Source organism: Legionella sp. (assembly GCF_965140895.1).
In the GTDB taxonomy this organism is placed as follows: Bacteria; Pseudomonadota; Gammaproteobacteria; order Legionellales; family Legionellaceae; genus Legionella.
On sequence record NZ_CBCSKT010000038.1, the window covers coordinates 40,947 to 57,246 of the forward strand.

Below are 16,300 nucleotides of genomic sequence, written 5' to 3' on the forward strand. Positions count from 1 at the left end.
GTATACCGGCAAAAATTATGGAGACTTTTATGACCCGCTCATCTGATCTATTCCACCAGGCTCAAACACTTATCCCAGGAGGAGTTAACTCTCCGGTACGTGCATTTACAGGTGTAGGTGGAGATCCTATTTTCTTCAAACAAGGGAAAGGTGCTTACCTTATTGATGAAGATAATAAAGAATATATTGATTATGTGGGCTCATGGGGGCCGCTAATTTTAGGACATTGTCATCCTGCAGTAATTGATGCAGTAACTGAAGTGCTGCATAGTGGAATGAGCTTTGGCGCGCCTACCGCGCTTGAGGTGCAATTAGCAGAAAAAATTATTTCGTTAATTCCTTCCATTGAAAAAGTACGCATGGTGAATTCAGGTACTGAAGCCACTATGACCGCAATTAGACTGGCTCGTGGAGTTACGAGTAAAAGCAAATTTATTAAGTTCAATGGTTGTTACCATGGCCATAGCGATAGTTTATTAGTTAAAGCAGGTTCTGGTCTTTTAACTTTAGGTATTCCCGCAACGCCAGGTATTCCTCAAAGTGTTACAGAACATACGTTAACTGCTGATTTTAATAATTTAGAACAGACTGCGGCTTTATTTGCAAAATATCCAAATGAGATTGCCGCGATTATTTTAGAACCTGTTGCTGGAAATATGGGATTTGTCTTACCAGACCCTGATTTTTTGAAGGGTTTACGCGAATTATGTGATCAATATAAGGCCTTACTTATTTTTGATGAAGTAATGACTGGCTTTAGAGTTGGATTACACGGCGCACAAGGTGTTTTTGGCATTACTCCTGATATAACGACTTTAGGTAAAGTGATTGGTGGGGGGATGCCTGTGGGGGCCTTAGGTGGACGAGCGGATATTATGTCTCATTTAGCTCCGGAAGGACCAGTCTATCAGGCAGGAACTCTTTCAGGTAATCCCTTGGCTATGGCTGCAGGTTTAGCGACTTTGAATGAAATTGAAAAGCCAGGTTTTTTTGATGCGTTAAGTCGTTCTACGCAAAATTTAAGCCAAGCGTTAGCTACGGCTGCAGAAGCTGCAAAAATCCCATTGTTTACTGCATCTTTAGGCGGTATGTTTGGTTTCTGTTTTACAGAGAAAAAGCATATCTCTGATTATGCGGATATTGCTGCTTCGGATGAGGTTCTGTTTAAGAAATTCTACCATGCCATGTTAGAAAAAGGCGTTTATTTTGCACCATCAATGTATGAAGCAGGATTTGTGTCTATTGCTCATGGTGAGCCTGAGATTGCTAAAACCCAGGAAGCTGCAGAGCAGGTTTTACGTAGTTTCGCTTAGGTTGAGCATTATCTTATTATATTTTATAAGTGTCACCTGGTGCTTGCGATTAAGGGCACTTGCTTAAAATTTTTCTTGCTAAATAATGCGCTCGAATTACCGAAGCTTGACCACGGTAATTCGGCTCTATGAGCCATGCCCAACTTTTTATAAACCCTATTCATGCAATATCCAGGCCAATTTTCATCGTCCAAAATTAATTTTTAAAATACTAGACAGCCATTTTTCCCCATGTCATAGTGATTTTACGTTTTATGCTTAATAGGACCGGCATCTTGAATAGAAAAAAGGATTTATTTAGTTCTATGCCAGAGGGGATTCTTGCCCTTTTTGCTATGCAGATAGTTTCTACCTTAAGCTTTAGTGTTTTGTATTCAACTTTAGTTTTATACATGGAAGGTAAATTAGGGGTTCAAGCCAGTTCCGCACACAGCGTCATGGGGGTTTTTGTCGCATTCAATTATGGTTTGCATCTTCTTGGCGGCCTTTGGGGCGGGTGCTTGTTATCTAACCGGGCCTTATTCTGTGTAGGTATGGTTCTTCAAGTCATCGGCTGTGTTTTATTATCATTCTGTGATGTAAACCTACTTTATTACGGTTTGGCTGTATTTCTAGCTGGATCAGGCTTAAATGTTACTTGCATCAATTGCATGCTGACCCAACGATTCACTCCCGAAGACACCCGACGTGAAACCGCATTTTTAATGAATTATGCGGGTATGAATATTGGTTTTTTTATTGGTTTTAGCTTAAGTGGGGTATTTCAGCTAAGCCAAAACTATGAGCGCCTGTTTTTATTAAGTAGCCTGGGAAATCTCGCTGCCTTAATTATCTGTTTGTATTTCTGGAGTCAATTGAAAGATCGTGAAACACAGTATTCTCTAAAAGATAAAACAGCACAAAAAAAATCAAATATTTGGGGGATGTTGTTCATCCTGGCACTTCCCGTCGTGCTAAGCCAATTATTACAAAATGCCGAATGGGCAAAAAAATTGATTTTATTAACAGGCATATTGATGGTTGGCGTTGTTGTTTATCTTGCAAAGCAACAACAACAAAAAATTGCTCAAGATAAAATGTTGGCTTTTGCTGTATTGATGTTTGTTGGGACTATTTTCTGGATGCTCTATCATGTGGCACCTATGGGGCTGACTACGTTTATCGATCATAATGTTCAACGACAATTTGCTGACTGGATTATCCCCCCACAATGGTTTCAAAATATCAATACGGTGTGCATCGTTATCGGTGGGCCTTTACTTGGAGTTATCCTGCTGAGAATGCGTAAAAAAGGAATCCAGGTTAATATTCCTACTCAGTTTGCAATTGCTTTATTTTGTATCGGTTTTGCCTTCATTGTATTACCGATTGGAATTGCTTATGCGAATGATCTGGGTTTAGTTAACCCGTCATGGATTGTATTATGCTATGTCCTACAAAGTATCGGTGAGCTTTTAATTTCTCCGATTGGTTATGCTATGATTGGCTATTTGGCACCGACATCATTACAAGGTATGATGATGGGCATGTGGATGCTAACTTCCGGTATTGGAGGAACTTTATCCAGCTACAGCTCCAATTGGATGATAGCCGGACAAAGCAGTGATTCTCCACTAGCGACAAATAGCGGCTACAGTTACGTATTTTTAATGTTGGGCTTATTTGCAGTGGCTTCGGCAGTGATTTTGTTTGTGCTCGTTCCTAAATTACGTGCATTAATCAAAGAAAACGGCGAGTCTGGATTGCAAGAAGCTAAAGCTTCGGTTTCTGAACGAGTGGTTGTATGTGAGTAATCTTTTTGTACCTATTAAAACAGCAGAGCTTGATTGGCATCAGGATCTGCCTTTTTCTATTCAATATGATGATGTTTATCATTCCTCAACGAGTGGGATTGAACAAAGTCGTTATGTATTTGTTGATGGAAATAATTTAATTCCCCGATGGCAGAGTGTGCCAGAACAAAGCCAATTTACCATCGCTGAGACAGGATTTGGTACGGGCTTAAATTTTCTATTAACCTGGCAACTTTGGGAGCAATATGCTTCAGAGCAGAGTTGTTTGCATTTCATTTCCTGCGAGAAACATCCATTAACGCGTAATGATTTAATCAAGTCATTGGCTTGCTGGCCACAATTGGAAAAGCAAGCGATGCAGCTTATTGAGCATTATCCGGTGTTAACTCCAGGTTATCACCATTTAATATTTGCCAATGGACGCGTCCGTTTAACCTTGATGCTTGGAGACGCACTGGAATGCTATGAGCAGTTATTAATTTGCGGCGAGGCAAATTTGGAGCGTTCATTGCGTACTACCTATATTAATGCTTGGTATCTTGATGGTTTTGCCCCAGCTAAAAATCAAAGCATGTGGTCTGATTCGTTAATGAAGGTGATTGCGATGCTATCGCAAGAGGGCACGACATTAGCGACCTATACTGCAGCAGGCATAGTTAAGGAAAATTTACGCCAATATGGCTTTATAGTCGAGAAGAAAAAAGGGTTCGGCCCCAAACGCCATATGATTAGCGCTTATTTTAACCCAAGTGAATTAGCTAGTCTGAAAAAAAGGCATACACCATGGCATGTAGGCCAGCCTGAGCACTATAAAGAGCGTTCTGCCTTAATTATTGGTGCGGGACTCGCTGGATGTTTTTCTGCCCATTGTTTAGCGAAACGCGGCTGGAAAGTTACTTTAATTGATGAGCTCAATGAAGTAGGACAGGGGGCTTCTGCAAATCAACAGGCCGTTTTATTTCCGAAGCTATCTGCATACAATTCGCCATTAACTCAATTTATGCTGACGTCTTTTTTATATGCAAGTCGCGAGTATCAAGCTATTTTAAGCCAACATAACATAGGCGTACTCAATGGCTCTCTTTTATTAGCCTACAATCAAAAAGAACAACAGGCACAAACAGGCCTTGAGGATTGGCTCAATCAATACCCATCTTTGGGAACTTTAGTTAATGCGCAACAAGCCTCAGAGCTTGCGGGGATTCCGTTACAGCAATCAGGATTATTTATACCTTTATCAGGATGGATTAATTCTCCTGATTTATGCCAGATCCTGATCCGAACAAAAGGGATTACCTTAATTAAGGATACCGCAGTAGATCAATTAGTGTTTGATAAGAGATGGCGAGTAAATAATTATGAAGCCGATGTTGTGATTTTGGCTAATGGCTATAAAGTAACTACTTTCCCTGAGACTAAGTCACTACCAATCAAACCCATCCGAGGTCAGATGACGGTGATTTCAGCGACAGCAGAAACTTCTGCTTTGCGAATGCCTTTATGTGCTGATGGTCATGTATTGCCGGTGCATCGAGGTACACATTATCTTGGCGCTTCTTATGAGCTAAAAACAGATCATGCGACCATTAAAGAACAGGATGATTTGCTTAATTTAGATAAACTAAAGAACATCGCTCCGGATGTATCATGGTCTGATGAAGTCAAATCCCACTGGGCTGGAGTGCGTGCAACGACAACTGATTATTTACCCATAGTAGGGCGAGTAGCTGATGCGACGGCCTTTAATACGCTCTATGCAGGACTCGAAAGTAATGCAAAACGCTGGATAGCCAAAGCAGGACCTTATTATCCAGGTCTTTATGCTTGCACCGGCTTTGGTTCTCGGGGATTAACCACCATTCCCTTGTGTGCTGAATGGTTAGCTGCACTTATTAATAATGAAATGACTTTTCTTCCCAGAAATTTACAACAAGCTTTATCGCCAGCACGTTTTTTACGTAAGGATATAGTGCGCGGCAAAGTAACTGCCACCTAAAAATGTAACCCGTATTAGCCTAGCGATACAGGAGCTCCTACCACGATACCCGTATTAAGGCTTGATCTAATTCATTTCTTTAATATTCATGATACAATTAAATTTTTAACAAAATGAAAAACACATGATCGATCTTCATTGTCATAGTCATTTTTCAGACGGGGCTTTAAGTCCTAAAGAACTTATAGAACGAGCGCAAAAACAAGGAATTCAGTGCTTATCTCTTACGGATCATGATACGGTGGAGGGCTATGCTGAATTAGTACAGGCAACGGCATCTACCTCCATTAAGATTATTAACGGTATTGAATTGAGCACGCGCTGGAAAAAACATGATTTTCATATCCTAGGTTACCAAATCAATCATACAGATGGTTTATTTGCATTGATAGAGCGCCAAGTTGAAAGTCGTGTTGAACGAGCAAAGCTGATTGGTGAAGCTCTCAGTGAAGTTGGAGTCACCGATGCCTATGCTAAAGCATGTGATTTAGCCGGACACACTCGTGTTGCTCGTCCTCATTTTGCTCGCGTATTGGTTAATGAAGGTAAAGCTAAGGATTTACAAAAAGCGTTTAAACAATATTTGGTTCGCGGAAGAAAAGCCTATATTCCTACTCCTTGGCTAACAGTGCAAGAAGCCGTAGAAGGCATTGTTGCCTCAGGTGGACAAGCGGTTCTTGCACATCCACTGAAATATGGATTGACGCGATCTAAATTGCATGAGTTAATTGAAGATTTTAAAGAAGCTGGTGGTGTAGGTATTGAAGTGGTTTCAGGAGAGATGACTGTAACTGAAATCAATGAGATGGCAGGAATTTGCTTAAGATTTAATCTATTAGCCTCTTCTGGCTCTGATTTTCATGCTGATGGTATATCTCGTGTAAACCTTGGTGGTCAGAAGCAATTACCGGTAAACTGTGTGCCTATTTGGCATGAATGGAACGTAAAACAGGGGACTTTATGAGTCAGTTTTTTGCATTACATCCTGATAATCCTCAAGCTCGTTTATTGAGAAAGGCTGTATCTATAATTCAAGATGGTGGCGTAATTGTTTATCCAACTGATTCGGGTTATGCCTTAGGTTGTAGCTTGGGAAATAAAGCGGCGCTTGAACGGATTAGACGGTTAAGACAGTTAGATAAAAATCATAATATGACCTTGGTTTGTCGTGATTTATCGGAACTAGGTACTTATGCTCGTGTTTCAAACCCAATATTTCGTTTATTAAAGTCAAGAACACCCGGTTCTTACACGTTTATTTTGAATGCAACTCATGAAGTACCACGCTTAATGTTGCATCCAAAGAAAAGAACATTAGGCCTAAGAGTTCCTGATAATGTGATTGCACTTGCCTTATTGGATGCTTTAGACGCTCCTTTAATGAGTAGTACCTTGATTCTTCCTGGAGCTAAGGCACCATTGAGTGAGCCTGAAGCAATCAGAGATATATTAGGTAACCAACTTGATTTAGTAATTGATGGCGGTAATTGTGGGCAAGAGCCGACTACAGTTGTTGATTTAACGGGTGATTATCCGGTGATTTTAAGGGAAGGAAAAGGGGACCCGGAGCCGTTTAGATAATTCTGAAACGGATTCATCTCCTTTAGTTACACTAAGTTTATATTTAAATAACAAAAAAGAGGATATTGATGTCAGCATTATTTACTTCCAATAAACGGGTTGTTTCTGGTATGCGTGTAAGTGGACGATTACATCTTGGACACTATCATGGCGTACTTAAAAATTGGATCAAATTACAACATCAATATGATTGCTTCTTTTTTGCTGCAGATTGGCATGGCTTAACAACTCAATATAATGAGCCTGGCTTTATGGAGAAGTATCTGTGGGATATGATCATTGATTGGCTTGCTTGTGGTGTTAATCCCGGATTATCACGCATATTTATCCAATCCTGGGTTCCTGAGCATGCTGAACTGCATTTACTCTTATCCATGATTACTCCATTAGGCTGGTTAGAGCGCGTACCAACCTTTAAAGATCAACAGGAAAAGCTTAAAGAAAAAGATCTCTCGACCTATGGCTTTTTAGGTTATCCCTTATTGCAGAGTGCGGATGTATTATTGTACCACGCTGACCATGTGCCGGTGGGAGAAGATCAGGTTGCTCATATAGAATTGACTCGCGAAATTGCGCGTCGTTTTAATCATATTTATGGTAAAGAAGCTAATTTTGAAGAGTTAGCTGCCGAAGCCATTAAAAAGATGGGTAAGAAAAATAGTAAAATTTACAGTGAGTTACGTCGTCAATTCCAAGAACATGGCAACCATGAGTCAATTAAGACAGCGCAAGCTTTACTTGAAGATCAAGCCAATTTATCGATTGGTGATAAAGAGCGTCTTTTAGGATATTTAGAAGGTAGTGGTAAAATCATCCTTACCGAACCACAACCGTTGCTTTCTGCAACATCAAAAATGCCAGGAACTGATGGGCAAAAAATGTCCAAGTCTTATCATAACACTATTATGCTAAGAGAAGAGCCTGCACAAGTAGAAAAGAAAGTATTAACGATGCCGACAGATCCGGCGCGGATTAAGCGAACTGATCCAGGTGAGCCAGAGAAATGCCCAGTATGGCAGTTCCATAAAATCTACTCTCCGGATGATGTGAAGGATTGGGTGCAAACTGGTTGTCGTACTGCGGGAATAGGTTGTATTGATTGTAAGAGACCAGTAATTGATGCAATCAATAAAGAGCTTCAACCGATACAAGCTTCTATTGTCGATTATGAATCTGATCTGGGTTCAGTAAAACGTATTGTGACAGAAGGAAGTGAGGCTGCACGTGAAGAAGCTTGTAAGACAATGAATACGGTTAGAGAAGTGATGGGAATTGATTATTAATGGAAGTTGAATTATCCAGTAAACCAGAAATTAAAGCCGTTGTTGACGGTAAAGAGTTTACTGAAATTCCAGATGATTTATTCATCCCACCTGATGCGCTGGAGGTTTTGCTGGATTCCTTCAGCGGTCCGTTGGATTTACTGTTATACCTTATTCGTAAGCAAAATATTGATATCTTAGATATTCCTATTGTTAGTATTACAAAGCAATATTTGCATTACATTCAATTAATGGAATACCGAAGGATGGAACTCGCTGCTGATTATTTGTTGATGGCGGCAATGCTCGCGGAGATCAAATCGCGGATGTTATTACCGATTATGCCAAGCGGTGATGAGGAGGAGGATGAAGATCCTCGCATGACATTGGTTCGTCGATTACAAGCCTATGAACAGATCAAACTTGCGGTTGAATTATTGGATGGTTTACCCAGACAAGATCGGGATAATTTTGCAATTCGATTAGAAGCTCCTGAAATGGAGTTAATAAAAGTGCATCCGGAGGTAGAGTTAGTTGAATTGATTGCGGCAATGAATACTTTATTGCAACGTGAAGAGCATATTAGTCATCACCAGATATCACGTGAAGCAATGTCGGTTCGCGATCGGATGAGTGCGGTATTGCTGCAGTTACAAGAGCATAACTTACTTGAGTTTCGACAGTTATTTACTTTAGAAGAAGGGCGCATGGGATTGGTTGTTTCTTTATTAGCTATACTTGAATTGGCCAGGCAATCGCTAATTGTTATTACACAGCAAGAAGCATTTTCTTCGATACATCTACAGGCAGCTTAAAATGGATGAAACTGAATTAAAAAATATCGTAGAAGCTTTATTATTAAGTTCTTCTGAGCCGCTGTTTTTGGATAAATTATTAGAGGTTTTCGAGGAATGGCAAAAACCTACTAAGGAGCAATTGCACGGTGTTATTGATCTGTTAAAAGCAGACTATGCTTCACGTGCCTTTGAGCTAGTTCAGGTTGCTACAGGCTATACAATTCAAACTAAAAAAGAATTTGGTCCTTGGGTTGCGCGCTTGCAGATTGAAAAGCCAGCTAAATATTCACGAGCATTTCTGGAAACTTTGGCAATAATTGCCTATAAACAGCCAGTAACTCGCGCTGATATTGAAGAGTTACGTGGTGTGTCTGTAAATAGTCAGATTATGAAAACCTTATTAGAACGGGAATGGATTCGTATTGCAGGATATAAGGATGTTGCGGGTAAACCTGCGGTTTATACAACAACGAGAGAATTTTTAAATTATTTTAACCTTAAAAATTTAAATGAACTTCCATCCTTACCAGAAGTATTGGAAACATTAACCCTAGATAATCCTATTGAAGAGTGTACTACTGAATGAGCAGCGAACGGTTACAAAAAATATTAAGCCAAGCGGGACTTGGTTCACGTCGTGAAATGGAACGATGGATTGAAAATGGTTGGGTACAAGTTAATGGTAAGCCCGTAAAATTGGGTGATTCAGCTACTGGTGAGGATAAAATTACAGTAAAAGGTAAGTTAATAGCCAACCCACTAAAAGTGAAACAAAATACGCGAATTTTACTTTATCATAAGCCTGTTGGTGAAATATCAAGCCGCCATGATCCTAAATTTGAAAAAACGGTGTTTGATAACCTCCCACATTTAAGACAAGGTCGTTGGGTGCAAGTAGGGCGCTTGGATTTGAATACATCTGGATTACTGATTTTTACTAATAATGGTGAATTAGCCAATCAGCTCATGCATCCTAGATATGGGTTAGAGCGAGAATATGCTGTGCGTGTACATGGTCAAGTAAGCCCTGAAACCTTAAAAAATTTACTAAAAGGCGTTGAGCTTGAAGATGGCGTTGCCAAATTTACTCGCCTGGAATCTCGAGGTGGAGAGGGAACAAACTCATGGTACCATGTGACGCTAAACGAAGGCCGTAATCGTGAAGTACGTCGTTTATGGGAGTCTCAAGGTGTTGAAGTGAGCCGTTTAATACGTATTCGTTATGGTATGATTTCTATGCCACGCTATTTGGCTCGTGGGCAGACTTATGAGTTAACACCTAAAGAAGTAACTGATTTCTTAGCTTCGTTGCCTAAAGAATAATATTTTTCAAATATAGCTCGCAGGCTGGGCTGTAAAGCCCACTCTCAGCTAGGCTTTTTACAGCTTAGAGTAGCGTAATACAGGATGGAAGCTTGATTCGTGCATAGGGTTTTGGTAGACATTTGTGCTACGATATCCCGTATTACGGCTTCATCTAATACGGGATGCTTTTGTTGAGGCTAAGTGGTATAGGTGCTCTTGCCAAATGGCTTGAGTGATTCGGCAATATGCTTGTACAACTCAGGTAACCATCGTGGTTGCGCAAAGGTTGTTGTAGATGGTTTTCCGTGACGTAAGTCATTCGGGGCAATAATTACTTGGATATTATTTAAGCCAACACGGCGAGCCAAGATAAAGAGCTGATCGATTGCCAAGTCACCAATTGCCAAACAACCTACAGATAAGTTTTTACCATGAATAAAAATGTTATTACCTAGTTGTCTTCTACCATCTTCATAACCTTTTTTTCTATCAAAGTTATTAGGATAGTTAATCATCATGGATAAATGCATGCTGCTAAATGGGTTAAAATTCACTAACTTATAAACCCCTTCAGGAATTTGCTTGTCATTTTCACGTAATTTTGGGCCAAGACGACCGCTAAAGCCAGTTAATGGATAATTATGAACATGAGTCCAGTCTTTATCGGTATTTTTTGCCCAAAGTTCCACTCTGCGTTCTGATTTAAATGCAAGTAGTGCAATTTCTCGTGGGGGATAGCTTACCTTGGCTTTGGCAAAGTAAGACTTCAATTGTGGCTCGACACGTAAGCCATAGCGTTTTATTGCGTGATCAATTGCTTGATCCCAATCAAGCTTATGAGACATCGCAAAGCTATTTAAACTCAACAGCATAATCGCCAAAGTAATAAAACGTTTCATAAAAACACTAAGATGATAAATTATAGGCATGGTATCAAATAATAGTCCGTAGAACAATTCAAAACTCCCAGGCAGGGAACGTAAACAGCCCCTAAAAATGCTTGGGTATCAATAACCTTACTTACTTTTTTTCTGGTTTAGTCGCTTTCGTTGACAACAAGTGTAACTGATTTGTAACAAAACCTGGAGTTGTTGACAAGTGACCTACAGAGGCAACTAATCCATAATAATTAGGACACAAATACATTACTGTGTCATCGGGCATAACTTTATAAAATACATATTTATAACCACAATAACTTGGTTTGTTAAATAGAGCAACCTGCATTACCGGTGTCCCTGGTTTTTTATTTTCAATGAAGAATGCATTAATCCACACATTGATTACAACCAAAAATGCACCAACAACTACTAAAGCATTAATAAAGGTAGCAATGTAATTAAATACTGGGTGGCCACTACTTAAGTGCATGATGACACGAATCAGAGCAACCAGTAGAACCAATAGGGTAAAGGAATAAATTGCTGCATTCGTGTAATCAAAATAAGTACTAAAAATTTGATTTCCAGAAAACTGGAAGTGAATAAGCACAGCAATAAGGCTAATCCAAAGAGAAGAAATAACATACTGAATCGTTTTTCTCTTAATTCCAATAATTAGATGCACCAAAGCAATTAAGGGAAAAAAATATTGAATAACCTGAGCCAGCGTGTACATTAAGTTCATTTCTTAAATTAAAGCTTATTCTTCCTAGATTTACATAGTTATATCAGGATTTTAAAGTATTGGCTAGACGTGGGATTAAAAGAATATGGGGTTGGTTTTATTAAATTAGACGTAGCTGGGTTGTGGGCAATTAATAGCACTTACTTACGTTTCCCTTGCTAAATAATATGTTCGAATTAACATGGTCAAGTCACGGTAATTCGGTCTTCTATAGGTCACGTAATAAGCTACCTAAGTCCAGTAATATTTATGGTGTTATTAGTGTCCAACTAATCAGGCTAAAGCTTTTGTCTGATTAAAATAACATAGGGCTGTGTTAGATAAGTTGTAGACTTAATCATTTCACCTGGAAGAACAATTTTTCGTACATCAAAAGAGTGCTGAATACTGGCCAGATAGTCTAGTGGATTAATCAAATTAGGAGTAGAACCCCTGTTATTATGCGCTCTATTGATAGGATTTCTCGGATGTAGACTGCCAATCCATAAGGGCTTTTTCGATTTGGATAAGTGATAATTTGATTCCCAAATTCTTAATTCCAAAGTTAAATTTGATTTGCTATCTGTATAAATCATATTTAAGTAAGGTGCTTTATTTTCATACAACTGCGTTAACAATGGTAATTTAACATTAGTGAGTTGGCTGTTTGTCCACGTTAGTAAATTAGATAAAAATGATTCAGTATGAGGTGTCCATCCTTTTTTGCTAAGATTTCTCTCAAGGACTGCGATATCTCCAGCATATTCAATATTAAACAAGCTAATTCTTTTTCCAATTCGATTCAGCCTGTAAATGGGTAATGCGGGTTTCTTTTGATTCCACCAAGCCGCCTCATCGAGGACAAACTCTTTATGATATGGTGTGTGGTTATACGAAAGAGTATGAAAATTACAGTAAGTAGAAACTATGGTTGCAAAGAGGGTGCAAGCAAACAGGGACAAAATCATATAAACGGCATTGTTTACTGTCATTGGCTTTATAGACCATCGTCTATAAAGTAAACAACAAAATAAACTGATGCATGCCCCGGCAAAATAAGAGGCCAGTACATCAGTTAACCAATAATCACCTAAATAAAGAGCTCCAAAACCACTTAATCCAAGAATACTAAACACAAAAGTTCTTAGTGTATTGGTGAATAAGGTGTAGATATTACCTATATAAAACAAAATAAACCCGTAAAAAGCAGAAGCCACGAGAAGATGGCCTGCTGGATAAGAGGAGCCTGGCATGAGAACTAATAACCCAGGTGGTCTTGGGGTATATATAAAATGAGACAGTATAAAAACTAATAAGACACTGAAAAGAATTAAGCCACTATTATAAATTATCGCCTTATAATTCTTGCCATAAATAAACCAGCCGCAGCACACAATAAATAGGCAAGCTATTGTGATTGTAGAGGTAAGTTGGGTACAAAAAATGAAAAATGCAGCTAATACCAAGGAATGGAAGCTTTGAATAAATAAATGAGTCGGGGTATTTATTGCATCTAGCCATTGTCCCTGGAGCGTTAATCCAGTAAGGATAATCAAGCAAGAAAAACAGAATAGTATTATCAGAACAAGTGAAGCGGTGGTGTCGTGATTTTTTTCACTTTTGGGTGTAATAGCTCGACATATAGGTGAGAACAGGGATTTCCGTTTTAATCGGTTAAGCCAAAAACTATGTAAATTACTTTTAAAGAAGTTGCTTAATTTCACAACAAGCCATTTTATCATTAAGCTCAAAAGCCAGAGAGATCCCAAGAGAATGAGAATTATGACAAATAAATGGGTTGCCGAGTCTACCGAAAGCTCATGACTGGCTGCACCGATAACGACACCAGGCATGATATAAAGCAGCGACCAACCAATGGCAGATAAGAAATTAACGATAAGAAAACGCCATTGTGGCATATGCAGTATCCCAGCAATGACTGGAATAATTGAGCGTAATGGGCCAACGAATCGACCAATTAACACGCTTTTGCCACCATGTGTTTCAAAAAAATCTTTGCCGTATTTGATCCAGGAAGGGTATTTTTTAAAAGGCCAAATATCGGTTAATCGATCACTGTAAACATAGCCTAGAGCATAGCTTAGGCTATCTCCGGCCACCGCACCAAGAGTTGCCGCAATGAGCGTCAAATCAATACGCATAGCCCCTGAGCCTGCCAGCATTCCTATCGCTGTCATTGTGATGCTTCCAGGGACTATGCTACCGATGATCGCTAAAGATTCAGCTAATGAAATTAAAAAAGTAATGAGCAGAGCCCAATGTGGGTAGTGCTGTAACCAATCTTTAAGTGGTGCTACATAATCTACGAACAAACTCATAAGGGCTCATTGGCTAAATTGTTGTAGAAAATATTGCGCGAATTGTTGATTAACTTCTTCTAATGATACTTGAGGATAAAAATGACTGATTTGCGTCATTTCCATTTTAGCAAATCCACAAGGGTTAATTCCTAAGAATGGTTTTAAATCCATATCAACATTCAGCGCAATTCCATGATAGGTACATCCATTTTTGACTCGTAAACCAATTGAGGCAATTTTTTGTTCTTTGACATAAACACCAGGAGCACCACAACGAATGCATGCTTCAATATCATAGTGAGTTAGGACAGATATTAAAGTTTGCTCCAATTGAGAAACTAAAGTTCGAACACCTAGATTTTTTCGGTTTATATCCATTAATACGTAAGCAACTAACTGGCCTGGGCCATGATAGGTTACTTGTCCGCCTCGGTCGGATTGAACGACTGGGATGGAGGCAGGGTTTAAAATATGCTCAGGTTTTCCTGCTTGACCTTGGGTATAGACAGCATGATGCTCTAAGAGCCAAAGCTCATCGTGAGTCTGGGCATCTCGATTTAACGTGAACTCTTTCATCTGTAACCAAACATCACTGTAGTTTTGAATACCAAGCTGTCGTATTTGCATTATAGAACCATTTTAATATCGGGATGCTTTGTCACGTCATGATAAAAGGCATCAAGCATCGCCTGATTTTCTGCATAAACAACTACCGTAATTGCTAAAAAGTTATTTTCCTTACTTGGCTTATGAGTAATTTTCTCTTGCTCTATCATAGGAAAATGTTTTAGCGTTATCTCCCTAATTTCTTCAAGAAGATTTGGGGAATTTTTCCCCATTATTTTTATAGGAAAATGGCAGGGAAACTCGATTAATGTTGTTTTAGTCATCTGATAACCTTTAACCTTAAGAACCAAACCAGCTTCTAAATGTTAAGCGAATAGAGTCTTTCATACGCGAAAAGAAGCCTCCAGACTCGACATCTTGTAATGCATAAACAGGACGAGTCGTCACAACGTTATTATCAAATTGTACAACTAAATCACCAACTTTATCGCCTTTTTTAATCGGTGCTTCTAAATAAGAAGGGATCTTGGTTGATACACTAAGGCGTTGATATTGACCAGTAGGAATCGTAATGAATTGATCATCATTCAAGCCTACAGATATTTTATCTGTAGTTCCTTTGTAAAGAGGAAGTTCGGTAACTGATTGGTCTTTTTTATAAAGCTGGTGCGTTTCAAAAAATCTAAAGCCATAGTTTAATAATTTTTCGCTATCGTCTGCACGTGATGAGTCACTTGGCTCACCTAAAACAACCGCTAATAAGCGCATATTATCGCGTTTCGCTGAAGATACCAGGCAAAATCCTGCTTCATTAGTATGGCCTGTTTTTAAACCATCAACTTGGTTATCACGCCATAAAAGACGGTTTCTGTTGGGTTGACGAATTCCGTTGTATGTAAACCATTTTTGTTTATACCACTCATAATATTGTGGGAAATCAACAACTAAGGCTCTACCAAGAATTGCTAAGTCTTTTGCCGTTGTATAGAGGTTTGCATCAGGTAAGCCGGTACTGTCTGTAAAATGGCTATTTTTCATGCCTAGGTTTTGTGCTTGTTGGTTCATCAGGTCAGTGAATGAATTTTCAGTTCCTCCAACGTGTTCTGCCATCGCCACGCACGCATCATTACCTGAGTCAACGATAATTCCTTTGAGTAGGTCTTCAACGGGAACTTGCTGACCTTCTTTAATGAACATTCGTGAGCCGCCTATTTTCCAAGCTTCTTTGCTCACACGAACCAAGTCAGTCAAATGAATTTGCTCATGTTGGAGCGCATTTGATACAACATATAAAGTCATCATTTTGGTTAAACTGGCAGGTGGCAAGCGTTCTTCGCTATTTTTCTCCGCAATAATTTTTCCACTGTTTACATCGATGAGAATATAAGCTTTAGCGTTCAGTATTGGGGCTGCTGGAGTAACCAATGGTTTATTGGTTACTGTTGGAGATGGTCTTTCCAGATCCGCATTAGGCGTTGGCCTTTCCAATGTGTCCGTATCATCAGCAAAAGAATTTGTTGATTGAACGAATAAAGTGATAAGAAACAATGTAGTCAATAAAAAAGACGTTGCACGTGTCATGTTTTTACCTGATATGAGTTACAAAATGTCATATCTTACCACAGCCTAGTGCAGGCGACCAATTAACAGATTAAGAAATATTGAATTATTTTTATAAAAATGGGCGTATTCTGACATTGGCTGTTAATGTGGTTTGGTACAATATTTGTGTTATTAATACACATGGAGTTTATATGGCT

Annotated in this window: 15 protein-coding genes; 9 read left to right on the plus strand and 6 right to left on the minus strand. The window is 39.1% G+C overall.

What is annotated here, in order from left to right:
• Positions 1–29: 29 nt before the first annotated feature.
• The 9 genes from hemL (at position 30) to rluB (ending at position 10,065) form a co-directional block, all read left to right on the plus strand.
• Positions 30–1,313, plus strand: coding sequence for a glutamate-1-semialdehyde 2,1-aminomutase (hemL, locus tag ACQY7T_RS05450; protein WP_428411806.1), 1,284 nt, complete (start codon positions 30–32; stop codon positions 1,311–1,313).
• A 305-nt stretch (positions 1,314–1,618) separates the two neighbouring features.
• On the plus strand, positions 1,619–3,106 hold the full coding sequence (locus ACQY7T_RS05455) for a peptide MFS transporter (protein ID WP_428411872.1): 1,488 nt from the start codon (positions 1,619–1,621) through the stop codon (positions 3,104–3,106).
• A complete protein-coding gene (gene mnmC, locus ACQY7T_RS05460; RefSeq protein ID WP_428411808.1) occupies positions 3,099–5,102 on the plus strand; it encodes a bifunctional tRNA (5-methylaminomethyl-2-thiouridine)(34)-methyltransferase MnmD/FAD-dependent 5-carboxymethylaminomethyl-2-thiouridine(34) oxidoreductase MnmC in 2,004 nt (667 codons plus the stop codon). Before ACQY7T_RS05455 ends, mnmC begins: the two co-directional genes overlap by 8 nt.
• 124 nt (positions 5,103–5,226) lie before the next feature.
• Positions 5,227–6,066 carry a PHP domain-containing protein gene (locus ACQY7T_RS05465; protein WP_428411810.1) on the plus strand — a complete coding sequence of 280 codons (840 nt, stop codon included), beginning with the start codon at positions 5,227–5,229 and terminating at the stop codon, positions 6,064–6,066.
• Positions 6,063–6,683: an L-threonylcarbamoyladenylate synthase gene (locus ACQY7T_RS05470; RefSeq protein ID WP_428411812.1), complete on the plus strand. Its 621-nt coding sequence runs from the start codon at positions 6,063–6,065 to the stop codon at positions 6,681–6,683. Before ACQY7T_RS05465 ends, ACQY7T_RS05470 begins: the two co-directional genes overlap by 4 nt.
• A gap of 68 nt (positions 6,684–6,751) precedes the next feature.
• Entirely contained in the window at positions 6,752–7,966 is a 1,215-nt protein-coding gene (locus tag ACQY7T_RS05475) for a tryptophan--tRNA ligase (protein WP_428411814.1), read from the plus strand.
• Positions 7,966–8,760 (plus strand): segregation and condensation protein A, encoded by a 795-nt coding sequence (locus ACQY7T_RS05480; protein ID WP_428411816.1) that lies wholly within the window; start codon positions 7,966–7,968, stop codon positions 8,758–8,760. Before ACQY7T_RS05475 ends, ACQY7T_RS05480 begins: the two co-directional genes overlap by 1 nt.
• Position 8,761: 1 nt before the next feature.
• On the plus strand, positions 8,762–9,328 hold the full coding sequence (scpB, locus tag ACQY7T_RS05485) for an SMC-Scp complex subunit ScpB (RefSeq protein ID WP_428411818.1): 567 nt from the start codon (positions 8,762–8,764) through the stop codon (positions 9,326–9,328).
• On the plus strand, positions 9,325–10,065 hold the full coding sequence (rluB, locus tag ACQY7T_RS05490; protein ID WP_428411820.1) for a 23S rRNA pseudouridine(2605) synthase RluB: 741 nt from the start codon (positions 9,325–9,327) through the stop codon (positions 10,063–10,065). Before scpB ends, rluB begins: the two co-directional genes overlap by 4 nt.
• A 179-nt stretch (positions 10,066–10,244) precedes the next feature.
• Here the strand turns inward: rluB and ACQY7T_RS05495 are convergent, their stop codons facing one another.
• The 6 genes from ACQY7T_RS05495 to ACQY7T_RS05520 form a co-directional block, all read right to left on the minus strand.
• Positions 10,245–10,946, minus strand: a complete 702-nt coding sequence (locus ACQY7T_RS05495; RefSeq protein WP_428411822.1) for a L,D-transpeptidase family protein — start codon at positions 10,944–10,946, stop codon at positions 10,245–10,247.
• Between the two features lie 121 nt (positions 10,947–11,067).
• Positions 11,068–11,664, minus strand: coding sequence for a type I secretion system protein LssZ (locus tag ACQY7T_RS05500; protein WP_428411824.1), 597 nt, complete (start codon positions 11,662–11,664; stop codon positions 11,068–11,070).
• Between the two features lie 287 nt (positions 11,665–11,951).
• Complete coding sequence (locus ACQY7T_RS05505) at positions 11,952–13,991, minus strand: VTT domain-containing protein (protein ID WP_428411826.1); 2,040 nt, start codon at positions 13,989–13,991, stop codon at positions 11,952–11,954.
• 6 nt (positions 13,992–13,997) lie between these two features.
• Positions 13,998–14,600 (minus strand): lipoyl(octanoyl) transferase LipB, encoded by a 603-nt coding sequence (gene lipB, locus ACQY7T_RS05510; RefSeq protein WP_428411828.1) that lies wholly within the window; start codon positions 14,598–14,600, stop codon positions 13,998–14,000.
• The gene (locus ACQY7T_RS05515) at positions 14,600–14,863 is read right to left on the minus strand and encodes a YbeD family protein (protein ID WP_428411830.1); all 264 of its coding nucleotides are present in this window, start codon (positions 14,861–14,863) and stop codon (positions 14,600–14,602) included. The genes lipB and ACQY7T_RS05515 overlap by 1 nt, the downstream gene beginning before the upstream one ends.
• 16 nt (positions 14,864–14,879) lie before the next feature.
• On the minus strand, positions 14,880–16,121 hold the full coding sequence (locus tag ACQY7T_RS05520; protein ID WP_428411832.1) for a D-alanyl-D-alanine carboxypeptidase family protein: 1,242 nt from the start codon (positions 16,119–16,121) through the stop codon (positions 14,880–14,882).
• Positions 16,122–16,300: the final 179 nt, after the last annotated feature.

Excerpts from the sequence above, each read along its gene's own strand:
- ACQY7T_RS05480 (WP_428411816.1), top strand. The coding sequence starts at position 7,966 with ATGGAAGTTGAATTATCCAGTAAACCAGAAATTAAAGCCGTTGTTGAC.
- ACQY7T_RS05505 (WP_428411826.1), bottom strand. The coding sequence starts at position 13,991 with ATGAGTTTGTTCGTAGATTATGTAGCACCACTTAAAGATTGGTTACAG.
- lipB (WP_428411828.1), bottom strand. The coding sequence starts at position 14,600 with ATGCAAATACGACAGCTTGGTATTCAAAACTACAGTGATGTTTGGTTA.
- scpB (WP_428411818.1), top strand. The coding sequence starts at position 8,762 with ATGGATGAAACTGAATTAAAAAATATCGTAGAAGCTTTATTATTAAGT.
- ACQY7T_RS05520 (WP_428411832.1), bottom strand. The coding sequence starts at position 16,121 with ATGACACGTGCAACGTCTTTTTTATTGACTACATTGTTTCTTATCACT.
- ACQY7T_RS05475 (WP_428411814.1), top strand. The coding sequence starts at position 6,752 with ATGTCAGCATTATTTACTTCCAATAAACGGGTTGTTTCTGGTATGCGT.
- ACQY7T_RS05455 (WP_428411872.1), top strand. The coding sequence starts at position 1,619 with ATGCCAGAGGGGATTCTTGCCCTTTTTGCTATGCAGATAGTTTCTACC.
- ACQY7T_RS05470 (WP_428411812.1), top strand. The coding sequence starts at position 6,063 with ATGAGTCAGTTTTTTGCATTACATCCTGATAATCCTCAAGCTCGTTTA.
- ACQY7T_RS05515 (WP_428411830.1), bottom strand. The coding sequence starts at position 14,863 with ATGACTAAAACAACATTAATCGAGTTTCCCTGCCATTTTCCTATAAAA.
- ACQY7T_RS05495 (WP_428411822.1), bottom strand. The coding sequence starts at position 10,946 with ATGAAACGTTTTATTACTTTGGCGATTATGCTGTTGAGTTTAAATAGC.
- ACQY7T_RS05500 (WP_428411824.1), bottom strand. The coding sequence starts at position 11,664 with ATGTACACGCTGGCTCAGGTTATTCAATATTTTTTTCCCTTAATTGCT.
- ACQY7T_RS05465 (WP_428411810.1), top strand. The coding sequence starts at position 5,227 with ATGATCGATCTTCATTGTCATAGTCATTTTTCAGACGGGGCTTTAAGT.
- hemL (WP_428411806.1), top strand. The coding sequence starts at position 30 with ATGACCCGCTCATCTGATCTATTCCACCAGGCTCAAACACTTATCCCA.
- rluB (WP_428411820.1), top strand. The coding sequence starts at position 9,325 with ATGAGCAGCGAACGGTTACAAAAAATATTAAGCCAAGCGGGACTTGGT.